The sequence below is a fragment of the Flavobacterium enshiense genome (assembly GCF_022836875.1).
Lineage (GTDB): Bacteria > Bacteroidota > Bacteroidia > Flavobacteriales > Flavobacteriaceae > Flavobacterium > Flavobacterium enshiense_A.
Genome location: NZ_CP090376.1, coordinates 236179 through 252174 on the forward strand (window position 1 = coordinate 236179; position 15996 = coordinate 252174).

Genomic DNA, 15996 nt, shown 5'->3' on the forward strand with positions numbered 1-15996 from the left:
TTCAAGAATCGGGATTTTTATTTTATATGTTTTCCGGAAAATATTTATTCCTAAAAATGATATACAATTTTGAGAATCCAAAGCCGGCTATAATCCCAAATAAATATCCAGAAAGGATATCACCTGGAAAGTGCAAACCAAGATAAATTCGACTATAGGCAAATATCAGCGGGAACAAAAACAACAAGAAAGCGTACTTGTAATATTTTCTCAAAATCAAAAACACAAATACGGTTGATGCCATGGAATTGCCTGCGTGACCTGAAAAATAACTGAAAGAACTGCTCGACTTTACAATTCGGATCATATCTTTTATTTCCAAATCGTTGCACGGACGTAATCGCTGCACGTTGTTTTTTATCAGATTGATAAACTGATCGGTGAACGTAATCATGACTGCGATGGACACAAGTATCAAAAGCAAATGCTTCCACCCCACTTTCTTATACAACAGATAAAAAACAAAGAGAAAAACAGGCGCCCAATGAAATTGTTTGGTGATCAGTAACCAAAACCCATCGTATGAAACTGAACCCAGGCCGTTTAGGAGAACAAACAATTGTTTGTCTAAATGAATAATTTTTTCCAAAGTTACATCTGTCTTTTAATCGGTCCGGTCATATCTTCGATGTCTTCTTTCGCCTTGTCGATTTCTTTGGTAATATCAGAAGTCAGATCCAATTGTTTCATCGGATTCAAATCGTTTAAATCATTCAAACCGTTGGCTTCGGCACTTTTCTGAATTTCGTTTTTGATATCATTGGTCGCATTTTTAAGTTGTGCCATACCTTTACCCAAAGTACGTGCGATATCCGGAACCTTATCGGATCCGAACAGCATCAAGGCCACCAATATAATGAAGAATATTTCTCCTCCTCCTATTCCGAACATGATTTTGTAATTACTGGTTGTAACGCGACAAAGTTACAAAGTTTTAAAATGGAATATGTTATTAAAAACAAAAAAGACCACCTTATCCAGATGGTCTTTTTCTTATTTATTTTGTATTCTGGGAAAGCTCATCAAATTTTGATTTCGTTTCTTCTTTTGGCCAGACGTTATTGATCACATCAATATCAGCGGTTTCCAATTTCGGGTCCAATTGAATTTTCTTCAGCGGTTTTTCTGTTGCAAAAACACGTTTCACCGTATCGTTCCCTTTTCTCCAGATTTGCACCGGGAAATGATGGTTTTCAGTCGTTCCGTCTTCAAACTGTAATTCTACGATTACCGGCATCATCATTCCGCCTGGCTTATCGAATTCCACTTCGTAGAAATACTTTGGCTGTTTAAGCTCATTTCGTACTTCAGGACTCAGTTTATTCACATATTCCGATAATGTTTTTACATCCTGTACGTTCAACGGTTTTTTCAATTCCGGTTTAAAATCTTCGGATGCTTCAGAAACCATATACACCATTGGCTCACCATTATTTACTTTTCTTCCTCTGCGGTTGAACTGCTCTTTTACTTCTTTAGAAGGATCTTCGGTTACATAATACTGTTTCACTTCTTTAATTGCAATATCCACATAATCGGTAGAATAGAACCATCCTCTCCAGAACCAGTCCAAATCCACTGCCGAAGCATCTTCCATTGTTCTGAAGAAATCTTCTGGTGTTGGATGCTTGAACTTCCAACGCTGTGCATACGTTCTGAAAGCATGATCAAACAACTCATGACCCATAATAGTTTCACGAAGAATGTTCAATCCCGTTGCAGGTTTTGAATATCCGTTCGCTCCAAAGTTGTAAATCGTTTCCGAATTAGACATGATAGGCTCCAAAAATTTCTGGTCGCCACTCATATACGGAACAATTTTAGCAGCCGGTCCACGGCTTGAAGGGAAGTTCTTATCCCAGCTTTGCTCTGTCAAATACTCTAAGAATGTATTTAAACCTTCGTCCATCCAGGTCCACTGACGCTCATCCGAGTTTACGATCATCGGGAAGAAATTGTGTCCTACTTCGTGGATAATCACCCCCATCATTCCGTATTTGATTCGGTCGCTTACGTATCCTTTTTCATCCGGACGCCCATAGTTCCAGCAAATCATCGGATACTCCATTCCCTGATCTTCTGCAGAAATCGAAACGGCTTTCGGATAAGGATAGTCGAATGTATATTTTGAATACGTTTTTAACGTATGTGCCACTACTCGAGTTGAATATTCACCCCAAAGCGGATTGGCTTCCGGTGGATAACAAGATACTGCCATTACTGTTTTACCGTTTTCCAATTTAACGGCCATCATATCGTAAATGAATTTTCTTGAGGTCGAAAACGCGAAATCTCGAACGTTGTCCGCCTTAAATTTCCAGGTTTTCTTATTAGTCGAAAATCCTTTGGCAGCAGCTTCTGCTTCTTCCTGCGTTACGATTACAACTGGTTTGTCATAGGTTTTCTCAGCCAATTCATAACGTTTTACCTGCTCGGCTGTGTACACTTCTTTTCTGTTTTGCAACACTCCGGTTCCTTCCATAACGTGATCTGCCGGAACAGTGATACTCACTTCAAAATTCCCGAAAGGCAGCGCAAATTCTCCGGAACCCCAGAACTGCATGTTTTGCCAACCTTCTACGTCGTTATAAACAGCCATTCTTGGGTAAAACTGAGCGATTACATACAGATTGTTACCATCTTTATCGAAATGCTCGTATCCGGAACGTCCTCCGTCTACCATATAATTATTGATGTTGTACCACCATTTCACATCGAAAGAAACTTTATCACCTTGTTTAAGAGGTTTTTCCAAATCGATGCGCATCATTGTTTGATTGATGGTGTAATTCATCGGCTTGCCTTTAGCGTCTTTCACATATTCAATGTTAAAACCGCCGTCAAAACGCTGTTGCATGAATTGTCTTGAGAACTCACCAGAACTCATAGCATTGCTAACTCTTTGTCCTTGTGTTAATGGAGATTTACCGTCCCGTTTCTTTTCATTCTGATCCAGTTGAACCCAAAGATAGGTCAGCGCTTCCGGCGAATTATTATGGTAAGTAATCGTTTCCGTACCGTACAGCTTAGTGTTTTTATCATCCAGCTCGATGTTGATTTTGTAATCCGCCTGTTGCTGATAATAAGCCGGACCGGGAGCACCTGAAGCCGTTCTGTACGAATTCGGGGTAGCCATTTCATGGTACATCTGACTGAATTTGTTGGTATCACTATGTCCCGGATCTCTCTTTTTATCGGCTGGTTTTGTTTCCTGTGCCAAGGCAATAAAAGGAACTGCCAAAGCTACCAATGAAAAAACTGAAACTGATTTCCTCATGTTTTTATGTTGTTTTGTTTGTTTTAAAATTCTAAATCACCTTCTGTTTCACTATCTGTCAGCAACAAGCTTTTTTTGTTACCATAAATATTGAAATGGATGATATTTTGTTGTTCGGGATATATTTCGGTTAACACGGAGTTGTATATCGCCATTGATGTTATTTTTTCAGGTACCGATGTGGTAAGATAACAAATCAACACATTGTCTTCTGTTTCCTTGCCTAAAAATTTCAGGGGCTTGGCCTTTCTGTTTACTGTCAGCTGCATTTTTTCAGAAAGATAATTTTTGAGAAGTTCGTTGGTTTCAGTAATTTCTTTTGGGGTAGCCAAATATATTTTCTTTTTATATTTGGTTTGAAGGGCTTTTTCGATATCGTCAATGAAAACGCGTGCCGTTATCTGCACCTCTTTTTTCTTGTCCGAATAATTTATCTGATAGATACCAACATAGAACTTGTGCAAAGCAAAAGAGCTCAGCACAACAAAAAGAAATACCGGCAAAAGAAGCTGAAAATATTTCCTCATGCCTCAAAAGTAGTAAAAGATATTATTTACTGATTTTTTTTATGATATTCTTCACTTTTTTTCTGCAGAAAATCAATCAGTTCGAATTCTTTTTTTGGATTAAGCAGCGCTCTGCTATCCGGAGAAGTATCATCACAATACGCTAGAAACAAATCGATTTCTTCCAGTTTGAGTTTAAGGGTTTCGGTAAAGAATTGGGGATCGAATTTTTCTTTCACCCCTTCGGAGAAGATTTTATCAGTTACATATTCAATTTTCTTTTCTTTGGGCTTATGACCAAAAATAGCATCTTTAGCTTTTTTGCCTAACGCTATAAAATCCATACCGCTGAAACTGTTTCCGCTACCGGGAGTAATCTGTGCCAAAGAATTGTCAACCTTATTGTACTTAGGCAACGGATTAGAGAAATCTATCTTTTTTTCATCCACATCCACCGTTTTAATTTTGAGGTTTTTGGAATCCGCTTCCAGGTTACCGGTTAACGTATAAGGTCGGACCACAACTTCGTCGAGTTCGTTAACTTTAACCGAAAGGCGTATTTTGACAACTTCATTATCGAGATGTGACTTATTAATTATCAAAACCGATGAATTAAAGGCGATGGCACTAAAAACCAGCGTATCCCTTTCTTTCACGAATAAGCTGAAATTTCCTTTATTGTCGGTAATCGTAATCCTTTTCGAAGTAATATTTCTAACAACAATATTATCCACGTCCAGGGAATCAGCAACTACCACTCCCCGAAACAATACGCGGTTAACATCTTGAGCCGTTACGGTTAACGACAACAACATCAAAAAAATAAGCACTTTACTTTTCATCGGACAATCGTTTTAGATATTCAGACGCCAGTTTTACCAATTCCAACTCTATCAGCGGTTTTTTCTTTCCTCTTACCTGATTGGCCAATTCCTGATTTTCCGCAGCGAAAACGAAAAAACCATTTACCTGAGCAGGTGGAATCTTTAATTCTTCAATAAAATAGTTTTCGTCAAATAGGGCGGAAAGTTTCTGCTGAAGCATTTCCGAACGCTCGACTTTGATTTCTTTTTTCAGTTGTTTTGTTCTTCCGGTTATGGCATTAATTATGGGATCTACGGGGATTATTCCCGAACCTGTAGTAGCCGTATAATATCTTCGTTCTGCAGGCGTATACGCTTTCATCCCTTTCGGCACAATTCCCAGACTAACGGCATTGACACCACTATCAGTAATCACTACTTCTTTTAACTGGGTAACTTTTAGCCTCATTTTCACCACAAAAGGCAGATAATCAAAATCCTCTTTTTCAATAACAATTCGTTTCTCGTTTAACTGAACGGATGTAAAAACCAATGTATCACCGGGTTTTGCATAAATGGAAAACAATCCGTCTTCCGAAGTAGCCACTACTTTTCCCGAAGCCTGATTTACTATATTAACTCCCTGCAAATCTTTCACCTCGGCAACCACCTTCCCGTTTAGAAGTTTTGCATCTTGAGCAGAACAAATCGTCACAATTAAAAAAGAAACTAAAAAAAGTAATTTATTTTTCATCTACACTAATTTAAAACTGAGCCTTATACACCATAGGAAAGCTTGCTCATTACCTATCAGGCACATATTAAAAAAACATTTCTAAGTTGTAGTGAAAACATTACACCTTAAAGTTACGTTAATAATCTGAATTACTGACACATACATAAAACAAAAAAATCATTTTTTTTGCGAATGATGCAAAACCCGTACTATTGACAGAACTTACAAAAAAAAGGAATCATCCTTCAATAAATACAGATTTTTACCACAACGTAAAAGTACTGGCTAGGTTTGCTAATTTAGTACCAATAGCTTTGTAATTTTTTATTAAATGAGAAATCCGATTCCTTTCAACACTACCCTGTTCGCTCCCTAAGCTGTTGCAATTAGCAAAAAAAATAAAAGCACGTTACTTTTCATCGGACAACCTTTTAATATATTCAGAAGCCAGTTTTATCAATTCAAATTTTATCAGCCATTTATTTTTCTGTTGAATAACATTCGTAAATCCCTGATTTTCGGCAACAAAAACATAAAACCCATACAATTGTTCCGATGGAATCTTCAGTTCGTCAACAAAATAATCTTCACTAAATATATGCTCAAGTTTATGCTGCAAACTTTGACTCCTCATGACGGCAACAATTTCTTTCTTGCGTCGTTTAGCCGTCCCATCCAGGGCATAAATCAAGGATTTTAACGGTCCCGTTTGCGCCGCATAATATCTTTTTACAGCTCTTTCTTCCGGCGAGCGCGTTTTTATTCCTTTCGGCACCAATCCCAAACTTTCTGCAGTAATGTTGTTTTTTTCGATATAAACCTCCTGCAACAGGATCACTTTTACTTTCATCTTTACCAAAAAAGGCAGATAATCAAAATCTTCTTTTTCGACAACCAGGCGCTTTTCATTCAGCTGCACAGCAGTAAAAACCAAAGTATCTCCGGGCTTTGCATAAATAGAAAACAATCCGTCTGCTTCCGTCGCGATTTCTTTCTTTGATGCAAGATTATTTACGTTAATTCCCTGCAGTTCTTTAACGTCCGCAACTACCTGACCTTTCAGAAGTCTTGTCCCTTGAGCTGAACAAACCGTCATAATTAAAAAAATAAAAAAAAGTAATTTATTTTTCATCCACAATCATTAAAAAACAGTTCTTGTAAAAAAGAAAGATACATTCTTCATCTTTCAAAAGAAAGAATTTATTTACCAAAGCGTAAAAATATGAGCTGCACTTCCCAATTTTATGCCAACGGATTCGTAATTTTTTGTTAAACGAGAAATTCGATTCCTTTCAATTCATTTTTGAAATTAGTTAACTTTGCGACAAAGATTTGAAAATGAAACGAATTATTATTGCCAGCACCTCAACGCTATATGAAGGAAGTTATCTGGAGTACTTACTTCCCACGTTAAAAACGCATTTCAACGGAATCGAAAAAATTCTTTTTATCCCGTATGCCAGACCGGGCGGAATTTCACACGATGACTATACAAAAAAAGTAAGCGAGGCTTTTGCAAAAATCGATATTGCTGTAAACGGACTTCATGAATTCGAAAATCCTATCGAAGCGCTGCAACAGGCGAAAGGTATTTTTACCGGTGGTGGCAATACGTTTTTACTGGTTACCCAATTGTACAAAACCGGAATTATTGAAACGCTTGTGAATGTGGTAAAAAACGGAACACCCTATTTGGGAACCTCAGCCGGCAGCAACATCTGCGGACTTACCATGGGGACCACCAATGACATGCCTATCGTTTATCCGCCGAGTTTCAATACGCTGGCTTTTGTTCCTTTTAATATCAATCCGCATTATCTTGATCCTATTGAAGGTTCTACACACATGGGAGAAACTCGTGAAACCCGAATTAACGAATTCCATAATTTTAATTCGCAGCCCGTTTTGGGATTACGCGAAGGAAGTTGGCTGGAAGTGCAGGATAGCAAAATAACCCTAAAAGGAGCTTTACCAGCCCGATTATTCAAACAGAATCAGGAAGCGGTTGAACTCGAAACCGGAGCTGATTTATCAAACTTAAAATAAGCCCATTTTAAATCCATACTGATTTATATAAATTTAGTAAGAATTTTTTCTTAAATTTGTATAAATCAGTTGGTTATGGAAATTCGAATCGAGGCCATACAGATTGCGGAGTCTTTTAACATCAAAAAGTTCCGCACCGAATTTCGTACCGAAGCTTTTTCGGGTTCGACTTCCGAGGTATTTTATGCGCTTACGGACAGCAACCGTTATCTGTATATTTTTGATTACGGTGTAGTCGTTTTTGCCAATTACGACCCTATTGCCAAAAGCGAATTTCTGAACTTCGTTACAAATTATGCAATAAATCCGGTCGATTTAAATTTATCTGAGGAATACATTATCAAAACAGATGCAACCCCCGATAAAATAGTTGTCAAAAACAACTTTGTCATCACGTCGCAAATAGATCCTTCTTTATTGCGGATCGTAATGCTTAACACCGGACAGTCCGTTGCTTTGGAATATTACGAAGTACTTACAGACGAACTCATCACTTCCTCTAAGCATTATATTCTTGAGTTGGAACAAAAAGGCCGGCTTAGCATTTCAAAAACAGATTTACTGAAATATATCGGAAAGGTTCTGAATGTCAAAAACAGTATTGTTGACAATTTATACATACTGGACGACCCCAATCTGGTTTGGGACAATGAGGAACTCAACCTGCTTAACCGCAACCTGAAGAATAATTTCGATATCCATCCCCGTTTTAAAGATCTTGATTACCGTTTGCAAATTGTTGAAGACAACCTGACACTGTTTACCGATGTTTTAAACGTTCGGGAAAGTCATCGCTTGGAATGGATCATTATAATCTTAATCGCTTTTGAAATTATAATGGCGCTATTTGTCTATTGAGAAAATATATCAGAATCCGATAAAAACAAAAAAGCCTCAAACTTTCGTTTAAGGCTCTAGAGCGGAAGACGAGGCTCGAACTCGCGACAACCAGCTTGGAAGGCTGGAGCTCTACCAACTGAGCTACTTCCGCAGGTGATGATCTTTTAAAACTTTCATCTAAGTTTTGGAGCGGAAGACGAGGCTCGAACTCGCGACAACCAGCTTGGAAGGCTGGAGCTCTACCAACTGAGCTACTTCCGCATTATTTCGGTGCAAATATAGATAAATATTTATTCTAAAAACAAACTTTTTTTTAAAAAAATATCATGTAACTTGAAGCAACTTTTAAAGTTTTCCATCATCTAATATATAATTGATTTATTTTTAAACCGTTAGACACAGACAACCTTCACTAAAAACAACTGAAATTTTATGATTTTAATCCGTCAAATAGAAGCCGAGGACACTTTTTCTGTCAGACAACCCGTTTTAAGACCGGGCAAACCAATAGAAAGCTGTCATTTCGAAGGCGATAATTTAGGGACCACAGCACACTTCGGACTTTCAGAAAACGAAGAATTACTGGCTGTCGTTTCGCTTTTCAAAAAAGATTATCCCAATTGCTCTATTGAGAACCAATTCCAAATGCGAGGCATGGCCGTTCTGGAAAACCACCAGCGCATGGGATTTGGCGAACAGTTAGTGAAAAAGGCAGAGCATTTCGTGAAAGAAAAAAACGGGAGACTGATTTGGTTCAATGCCAGGGAAATAGCAATCCCATTTTATGAAAGACTGGGCTATAAAATTTACGGAAATCCATTCGAAATAACTGAAATTGGTAAGCATTTCGTCATGTACAAACGCCTCTAAAATGTTAAAAAACAATGTCAGCCTTAGTATTTTTCGTAACTTTCCTAGCGTAAAAATATTATTTACCATGTCCTGCAAATACCTCTTTTTTTTTCTTCCCATACTTTTTATGAATTGTAAAAAAGAGGTTGCTTTGGCTTATAACAACCAACAGGACTCTTTAAAGATAAAAGTAATACCCATCAATTCCCCAAAATCAATTGCTTTTGACAGTACTGCACTATGGGACAAACCAGAGCAAATTAAAGAATTCTATCGCAATAATCTTTTCAAAACGGTTTGGACGGAAACAGAAGACCGAAAAGCACTTATCGATTTAATAAAAAGTTCGGAAGACGACGGACTCATTCCGGAGGAATACAATTTCAGTTCACTTGAAAAACAAGAGGGAACAAAAACAAAATTAAACTCAACTGAAATCGTAAATTTCGATATACTTTTAACGGAATCCTTTCACAAACTGGCCAACCATCTGTACAACGGAAAACTCAACCCCAAGCAGCTGTATATCGACTGGGAAACCGGCAATAAAAAAATAAAAGCCATCGATTTACTTCAGGAGGCAATCAGGCATCATAACGTTGAAAAAACATTAGACACTTTAAAACCGAACCATACTGTTTACCATCTTTTAAAAAAGAGCCTAAAAAAGATGAATGAAATGCCTGATGACGACTTCAACCCAATAGTTATTGAAGAAAAAATAAACCCCAATGAAAGAGCAGCGACTATTAAAGCGGTTAAAAAACGGTTGATGTATTGGGGCGACTATACTAAAGAAGATACTTTAACCAATTTAACCAACATTTACGACAACAAAACCGTGGAAGCCGTAAAAAGTTTTCAGAAGCGACACGGATTGTTGGCTGACGGGGTCATAGGCACAAACACCGTCACAGCCATGAATGTTTCAAAAAAACAGCGTACTGAACAAATCATTGCGAATCTCGAGCGCTGGAGATGGTTTCCGAGAGACTTAGGCAAGGATTATATCATTATCAATATCCCTGAATTCAAACTATATTTCATAAAAGACAATGATACAGCCAGGGTACATAAAGTGGTAGTAGGGAAAGACAAACGACGAACACCGGTATTGTCCTCACATTTAAGCAATCTCGTCATCAACCCTACCTGGACAGTTCCACCGACAATCATAAAAGAAGATTTAGGACCGACAGCTTCTCAAAACAGAGGCTATTTCGCAGCAACAAGAATAACTATTTATGATTCGAAAGGCCAAGAAGTAGATCCGTATAGCTGGAATGCAGCTAAACCCAACAATTACAGATACGTGCAAAAACCGGGAGAAAATAATTCATTAGGTCTCGTCAAATTCAATTTTCCAAACGGACATTTAGTTTATTTGCACGACACCAACCATAAAGAATTATTCGAATTAACGGGAAGATCATTAAGTTCAGGATGTGTGCGTGTAGAAAACCCTTTGGATCTCGCCTATTATATCCTCGAGACCGACGAAAACTATATGAACCAGAAACGGGTCGAAAAATTCATTGCAAGCGGAAAAACCTCTGGTATCCCTATAAAAAAATATATCCCCATTCATTTACTGTATTGGACAGCTTGGATGAATGAGGATGGATTCCAATTCCGGAACGACATTTACAATCTCGATTCCGATTTATATCAAAAATTACGAAATTAATTTTGATTGTTTTTCATAAGTTCTGGAAGGATGATAAATAAACAAACATGATTTGTTTTTTATCAGGTTGATGATTTCTTTATGAATCGCAAAAGGAATCGCTGGACATCCCTGACTTCTTCCTAACCTACCCTGTAGTTTGATAATGCTTTCAGCCGCATAATCTGCACCATGCATTACAACAGCTCTGTTTCTTGCGTTATTGTTGATTCCGTATTCCAAACCATCCAACTTTAAGGACAATCCATGCTTACCGCTATACGTTTCTCCTGTGGAATAAAACCCTAAGCTGCTTTTATTGGAATTTGATTCATTTGAAAAAGAAGTCGCAAATTCTTCACCGCTGTTTCTTCCGTGTGACACAACTGACTGTAATAAAACAGTATTAGTTACCATATCAATCACCCAAAGACGTTTTTGAGTTGAAGACAAACTAAAATCTACAATAGTCAAAATATCTTTCTGAACCACACCACGCTCCTTTAACTGATAATATCCTTCTACAGCTTTAGAAAAAGCTTCCAACTTAGGCATTGTAAAAGAATTCAACTTCAAAGAACTATATAATTCCTTCACTTTCACTTCCATTGAAGCCCTGGCAGTTGAAGCCAGCACTTTTGGATCACCGATCTTATTTGTCGCTAAAGATGTAAACGACACAAAAGACGAAAACAATATTGGAAAAATTTTGTAACTCATTGATAATCTATTTGTTATGTTGAAATTCTACAGAGCCAAAAGTAGATAAATATTTTAATCCTCCAAATATTTTTTGCATTTTATCGGCAAAATTTAACATTTCGTCGACACTTTAAGAGCCTGATAGTTAAACATTTCTTAATATTTCTAAGGGTTTGGGGAAATATTTATCTTTGACATATCAATCATCAAAAAATCAAAATAATGAAATTAAAGCTGTCCATTTTACTAAGCTTTATTTGTTCTTCCCTAGTCTTTTCTCAAGATAATCCAACGAACACAACACCTTCTACCGCAACAAAGAAAACACTTACCGCCTTAAAAATAGATCAAAACGTTACCATTGACGGAAAATTGGACGAACCATTCTGGAACACTGTAGAAAAAGCTACCGACTTTATAATGTTTCAGCCCGACAACGGAAAACCAGAACTCCCCGAAGAAAAAACCATAGTCAGAATAGCCTACGATAATGAAGGCATCTATGTAGGTGCTGAAATGCATCAGGCAAAAGAAAACCTTCTGAAAGAGATTACTCAAAGGGATAATTTTGGAACGTCCGATCATTTTGGAGTCTTTTTAAATGGTTATAATGACGGACAGCAGGACTTCCGACTTATTGTAAGCGCCGCCGGAACCCAAATGGACTGTATTGCCACGCAGGAAACCGGTGAAGACTATTCCTGGGACGCCGTTTGGCACAGTGCCGTAAAACAGACAGACTTCGGTTGGGTAGTAGAAATGAAAATACCTTATGCCGCAATCCGATTTTCATCCAAAGACAAGCAAGTCTGGGGATTGAACCTTTTCAGGGAAGTGCGATACAAAAAACAAAAATACGCTTGGAACAAAATCGACACCAACATCGGAAACATCCTGCAACAAGCAGGAATTTTGGATGGCATCGAAAATATAAAACCTCCAATACGATTATTCTTCATTCCTTATGCATCAGGATATGTCAATCATAATGACGAAGGAACAGAAACAACCTTTAAAGGAGGAATGGACATTAAATATGGGATCAACGATTCCTTCACATTAGATGCCATTTTAGTACCTGACTTCGGGCAGACCACTTTTGACAATAAAATCCTGAACCTTGGTCCTTTCGAACAACAGCTGAATGAAAACCGTGGTTTCTTCACCGAAGGCACCGATTTATTCAACAAAGGTTCCCTATTCTATTCGCGAAGAATAGGAAGCACACCTTCCGGTGATGTAACTCTGGGCGAAAACGAAGAGGTTGAGAAAATGCCCACTACTATCGATCTGCTCAATGCTTTAAAAATTTCAGGAAGAACCTCAAAAGGATTGGGTATCGGAGTATTAAATGCTGTCACAAAAGAAACAAAAGCAACAGTCGTAAATACGGTAACCGGTGATAGACGAAGCGTGGTTGTAGAACCCTTGGCCAATTATAATGTAACGGTATTCGATCAACGCTTCCGAAAAAACTCTTCCATAAGTTTTGTAAATACCAATGTAATGCGAGACGGCAGCTTTAAAGATGCAAATGTTTCAGCGGTACTCTTTGACCTAAACACCAAGGCAAACACCTATAAACTTTCTGGAAATTTCAAATACAATCACATAAACGATATCGAAGACAAAAACGGGTATAACACCAATATTTATTTCGCCAAAACGTTCGGAAAATACCGTTTCAATGGTGGTGCAAATTATGTTTCGAAGGATTACGACATCAATGACCTGGGACTTAATTTCACCAACAATTACCATAATACATTTGCCAATTTCAGTTACCGAATCTTAAACCCTACCAAACTTTTCAACTCTTTTTTCCTGAATGCCAACACTTCCCTTGAATGGCAAAACGATACCGGACTGGTGCAGAATGCCTGGTTTAGCGGAAGCATGAATGCTTCCAACAAAAGGAACGATGACTTCGGAATTGGAATCGACTTAAATCCGATAGTAACCTATGATTTTTACCAGCCCAGAACAACAGGACGATATGTATACCGTCCGAAAAGTGTGGGAAGCTGGATCTATTATTCCTCGAATTACAACAATCCGTTCGCTATCGATTTTAACCCATACTTCTATGTTTACGAACAGGATAAACGCAATTCGTACGGATTTAACATAAGTCCGCGCTACCGTTTCAGCGATAAATTATTCCTGACCTATGGTTTGAATATGGCAAGAGACAATGATGATAAAGGCTATGTGGACAACACGGAAACCGACATTATTTTTGCTAACAGAAATGTAACTACGATTGAGAATTCAGTTGGTGGAAAATACGGGATTAACAGCAGAATGACTTTTAATCTGAAAGTACGTTATTATTGGTCGTATTCAGAAATAAAAAACTACCTGACCCTTTTGGAAAACGGCTATTACGAACCTAATACCGACTACAAACAAAACAACAACGACAATTTCAAATCCTGGAATTATGATTTATCGTATGTATGGTGGTTTGCTCCGGGAAGTCAGGTATCCGTTTTATACCGAAATAATGCCACTCATTATGAACAGCGTTTAAATAAAAATATAATTGATAACTTAGCACATACTTTACAGAATGATTTGAATCATACGTTCTCTGTAAGTGTAAAATATTTTATTGATTATAATAAGGCCAAAAATTGGCTATAATACCATGAACAAGAAAGTAATTTTAATGATTTTGGACGGTTGGGGAAAATCTCCTGACCCGAAAGTTTCCGCTATAGACAACGCAAACGTTCCATTTATAAACAGTTTGTATACAAAATATCCGAACGCTCAATTAAGAACCGACGGACTAAACGTTGGCTTACCCGATGGCCAAATGGGGAATTCGGAAGTGGGCCACATGAATCTTGGCGCAGGACGAATTGTTTATCAGGACCTGGCAAAAATCAACCTGGCTGTAGAACACAAATCTTTGAATCAGGAAAAAGTTCTTAATGATGCTTTTGCTTATGCGAAGGAAAACAATAAGAATGTTCACTTTTTAGGTTTGGTTTCCGATGGAGGAGTTCATTCTCACACATCTCACTTAAGAGGCTTGTTGGATGCTGCTCAGGATTTCGGACTGAAAAATGTATTCGTTCATGCTTTCACTGACGGGCGAGATGTTGATCCTAAGTCGGGCGCAAAATACATTCAAGACTTAGAGGAATACCTGCAGAATTCTTCGGCAAAACTGGCTTCTGTTATTGGCCGTTATTATGCGATGGACAGGGACAAACGCTGGGAACGCGTAAAAAAAGCCTATGACCTTATCGTAAACGGAAGTGGAGTGCATTCCATCGATGCTGTAAATTCAATATTGACAAGCTATCATAATCATGTTACCGACGAATTCATCGAACCGATTTTGATGGTCGACATGAATAACAAACCGATCGCAACTATTCAGGAAGACGATGTGATAATCTTCTTTAATTTCAGAACAGACAGAGGCCGTCAATTAACAGAAGCTTTATCTCAAAAAGATTTCCACGAACAAAACATGCATAAAATGTCGTTGTACTATGTTACGATGACCAATTATGACGATACTTTCGAAAATGTTCATGTTATTTACGATAAAGACAACATCACCGAAACACTGGGTGAGATTCTGGAAAAACACAACAAAAAACAAATCCGAATCGCTGAAACTGAAAAATATCCACACGTAACCTTCTTCTTTTCAGGTGGACGTGAGGAACCATTTATTGGGGAAAGCCGCCTTTTATGTCCGTCTCCAAAAGTTGCGACTTACGATTTAAAACCGGAGATGAGCGCTTATGAACTAAAAGACGCTTTAATCCCCGAACTTAAAAAAGGTGAAGTTGATTTCGTATGTTTGAATTTCGCAAACGGGGATATGGTAGGTCATACCGGCGTGATGTCGGCCGCCATTAAAGCCTGTGAAGCTGTAGATATCTGCGTAAAAGAAGTAATCGAAACCGCTTTGGAAAACAACTACACTACCCTTGTAATTGCCGACCACGGAAACTGCGAAACCATGATTAATTCTGACGGAAGTCCACATACTGCGCACACCACCAATCCGGTGCCGCTTATTTTGGTGGACAAGGATTTAAAACAAATCTATGATGGTGTTTTAGGCGATGTAGCTCCGACTATTTTAGAGCTGATCGGAATTGAAAAACCGAAAGCCATGACAAGACATTCCTTATTAACTGCTTTTGCGTTGGAAGAAATCCATGAGGCACACAGTTTTGTAAAATCGGGAGCGGATTTCCCTCGTTATGCAAACGAACTAAAAAACCTGGGCGTTCAGAAATACGAAAATTTTGTTGCCGACGGAACTACTGTTTATTATGGGAAAAATGATTTTTCATTAACTGACAAACCAAAATACGAAAGCATAGAAATATCAGATGATCCTTCCACATTAGAATTGGAGCGTGTAATAAAAAATCACCAGGCAGGACAAACCGATTACAAAACTTTTTGTGTTCAGGCAGCTGCTGCCGGCACTCATAAATGGATTTGTGACTTTACTGATATGACTTGCTCCTATTTTGATGCAGATGGCAATAAAATGATTGAAGAAGACATCCCTAATTACACACACTAGT

The 15996-nt window shown here is 38.0% G+C and carries 14 protein-coding genes and 2 tRNA genes; 6 read left to right on the forward strand and 10 right to left on the reverse strand.

Annotated elements, in window-relative coordinates:
* Positions 1-22: 22 nt before the first annotated feature.
* From LZF87_RS01075 to LZF87_RS01105, 7 genes are all read right to left on the reverse strand, one after another.
* A complete protein-coding gene (locus tag LZF87_RS01075; RefSeq protein WP_244340369.1) occupies positions 23-589 on the reverse strand; it encodes a phosphatase PAP2 family protein in 567 nt (188 codons plus the stop codon).
* Positions 590-591: 2 nt separating this feature from the next.
* On the reverse strand, positions 592-891 hold the full coding sequence (locus LZF87_RS01080; protein WP_244340371.1) for a Sec-independent protein translocase subunit TatA/TatB: 300 nt from the start codon (positions 889-891) through the stop codon (positions 592-594).
* Between the two features lie 106 nt (positions 892-997).
* Positions 998-3277, reverse strand: coding sequence for a M1 family metallopeptidase (locus tag LZF87_RS01085; RefSeq protein WP_244340373.1), 2280 nt, complete (start codon positions 3275-3277; stop codon positions 998-1000).
* 23 nt (positions 3278-3300) lie between these two features.
* Positions 3301-3804, reverse strand: coding sequence for a DUF6702 family protein (locus LZF87_RS01090; RefSeq protein ID WP_244340375.1), 504 nt, complete (start codon positions 3802-3804; stop codon positions 3301-3303).
* Between the two features lie 26 nt (positions 3805-3830).
* Positions 3831-4625 (reverse strand): hypothetical protein, encoded by a 795-nt coding sequence (locus LZF87_RS01095; RefSeq protein ID WP_244340377.1) that lies wholly within the window; start codon positions 4623-4625, stop codon positions 3831-3833.
* Positions 4615-5340: a hypothetical protein gene (locus tag LZF87_RS01100; protein WP_244340379.1), complete on the reverse strand. Its 726-nt coding sequence runs from the start codon at positions 5338-5340 to the stop codon at positions 4615-4617. The genes LZF87_RS01095 and LZF87_RS01100 overlap by 11 nt, the downstream gene beginning before the upstream one ends.
* A 391-nt stretch (positions 5341-5731) precedes the next feature.
* Positions 5732-6418, reverse strand: coding sequence for a hypothetical protein (locus LZF87_RS01105; RefSeq protein WP_244340381.1), 687 nt, complete (start codon positions 6416-6418; stop codon positions 5732-5734).
* 242 nt (positions 6419-6660) lie between these two features.
* Here LZF87_RS01105 and pepE point away from each other — a divergent pair, with 242 nt between their 5' ends.
* Entirely contained in the window at positions 6661-7368 is a 708-nt protein-coding gene (pepE, locus tag LZF87_RS01110) for a dipeptidase PepE (RefSeq protein ID WP_244340383.1), read from the forward strand.
* A gap of 75 nt (positions 7369-7443) precedes the next feature.
* A complete protein-coding gene (locus LZF87_RS01115) occupies positions 7444-8226 on the forward strand; it encodes an RMD1 family protein (RefSeq protein WP_244340385.1) in 783 nt (260 codons plus the stop codon).
* Between the two features lie 60 nt (positions 8227-8286).
* Here LZF87_RS01115 and LZF87_RS01120 read toward each other — a convergent pair.
* Positions 8287-8359: transfer RNA gene (locus LZF87_RS01120), tRNA-Gly, on the reverse strand.
* Between the two features lie 34 nt (positions 8360-8393).
* Positions 8394-8469, reverse strand: a tRNA-Gly gene (locus LZF87_RS01125).
* 171 nt (positions 8470-8640) lie between these two features.
* On the opposite strand from LZF87_RS01125, the gene LZF87_RS01130 reads away from it, so the two are divergent.
* Both LZF87_RS01130 and LZF87_RS01135 read left to right on the forward strand, forming a co-directional pair.
* Positions 8641-9078 carry a GNAT family N-acetyltransferase gene (locus tag LZF87_RS01130; RefSeq protein WP_244340387.1) on the forward strand — a complete coding sequence of 146 codons (438 nt, stop codon included), beginning with the start codon at positions 8641-8643 and terminating at the stop codon, positions 9076-9078.
* A 109-nt stretch (positions 9079-9187) separates the two neighbouring features.
* Positions 9188-10747, forward strand: coding sequence for a L,D-transpeptidase family protein (locus LZF87_RS01135; RefSeq protein ID WP_244340389.1), 1560 nt, complete (start codon positions 9188-9190; stop codon positions 10745-10747).
* Here LZF87_RS01135 and LZF87_RS01140 read toward each other — a convergent pair.
* On the reverse strand, positions 10736-11446 hold the full coding sequence (locus LZF87_RS01140; RefSeq protein WP_244340391.1) for a murein L,D-transpeptidase catalytic domain family protein: 711 nt from the start codon (positions 11444-11446) through the stop codon (positions 10736-10738). The two genes, LZF87_RS01135 and LZF87_RS01140, sit on opposite strands and share 12 nt — an antisense overlap.
* A 204-nt stretch (positions 11447-11650) precedes the next feature.
* Between LZF87_RS01140 and LZF87_RS01145 the strand changes: the two genes are divergently transcribed.
* A complete protein-coding gene (locus tag LZF87_RS01145; protein WP_244340393.1) occupies positions 11651-14074 on the forward strand; it encodes a DUF5916 domain-containing protein in 2424 nt (807 codons plus the stop codon).
* Positions 14075-14078: 4 nt separating this feature from the next.
* Entirely contained in the window at positions 14079-15995 is a 1917-nt protein-coding gene (gene gpmI, locus LZF87_RS01150) for a 2,3-bisphosphoglycerate-independent phosphoglycerate mutase (protein WP_319800046.1), read from the forward strand.
* Position 15996: the final 1 nt, after the last annotated feature.

Coding starts and splice junctions, on each gene's coding strand:
- LZF87_RS01080 (WP_244340371.1), bottom strand. CDS start 891: ATGTTCGGAATAGGAGGAGGAGAAATATTCTTCATTATATTGGTGGCC.
- LZF87_RS01085 (WP_244340373.1), bottom strand. CDS start 3,277: ATGAGGAAATCAGTTTCAGTTTTTTCATTGGTAGCTTTGGCAGTTCCT.
- LZF87_RS01090 (WP_244340375.1), bottom strand. CDS start 3,804: ATGAGGAAATATTTTCAGCTTCTTTTGCCGGTATTTCTTTTTGTTGTG.
- LZF87_RS01095 (WP_244340377.1), bottom strand. CDS start 4,625: ATGAAAAGTAAAGTGCTTATTTTTTTGATGTTGTTGTCGTTAACCGTA.
- LZF87_RS01100 (WP_244340379.1), bottom strand. CDS start 5,340: ATGAAAAATAAATTACTTTTTTTAGTTTCTTTTTTAATTGTGACGATT.
- LZF87_RS01105 (WP_244340381.1), bottom strand. CDS start 6,418: ATGACGGTTTGTTCAGCTCAAGGGACAAGACTTCTGAAAGGTCAGGTA.
- pepE (WP_244340383.1), top strand. CDS start 6,661: ATGAAACGAATTATTATTGCCAGCACCTCAACGCTATATGAAGGAAGT.
- LZF87_RS01115 (WP_244340385.1), top strand. CDS start 7,444: ATGGAAATTCGAATCGAGGCCATACAGATTGCGGAGTCTTTTAACATC.
- LZF87_RS01130 (WP_244340387.1), top strand. CDS start 8,641: ATGATTTTAATCCGTCAAATAGAAGCCGAGGACACTTTTTCTGTCAGA.
- LZF87_RS01135 (WP_244340389.1), top strand. CDS start 9,188: ATGAATTGTAAAAAAGAGGTTGCTTTGGCTTATAACAACCAACAGGAC.
- LZF87_RS01140 (WP_244340391.1), bottom strand. CDS start 11,446: ATGAGTTACAAAATTTTTCCAATATTGTTTTCGTCTTTTGTGTCGTTT.
- LZF87_RS01145 (WP_244340393.1), top strand. CDS start 11,651: ATGAAATTAAAGCTGTCCATTTTACTAAGCTTTATTTGTTCTTCCCTA.
- gpmI (WP_319800046.1), top strand. CDS start 14,079: ATGAACAAGAAAGTAATTTTAATGATTTTGGACGGTTGGGGAAAATCT.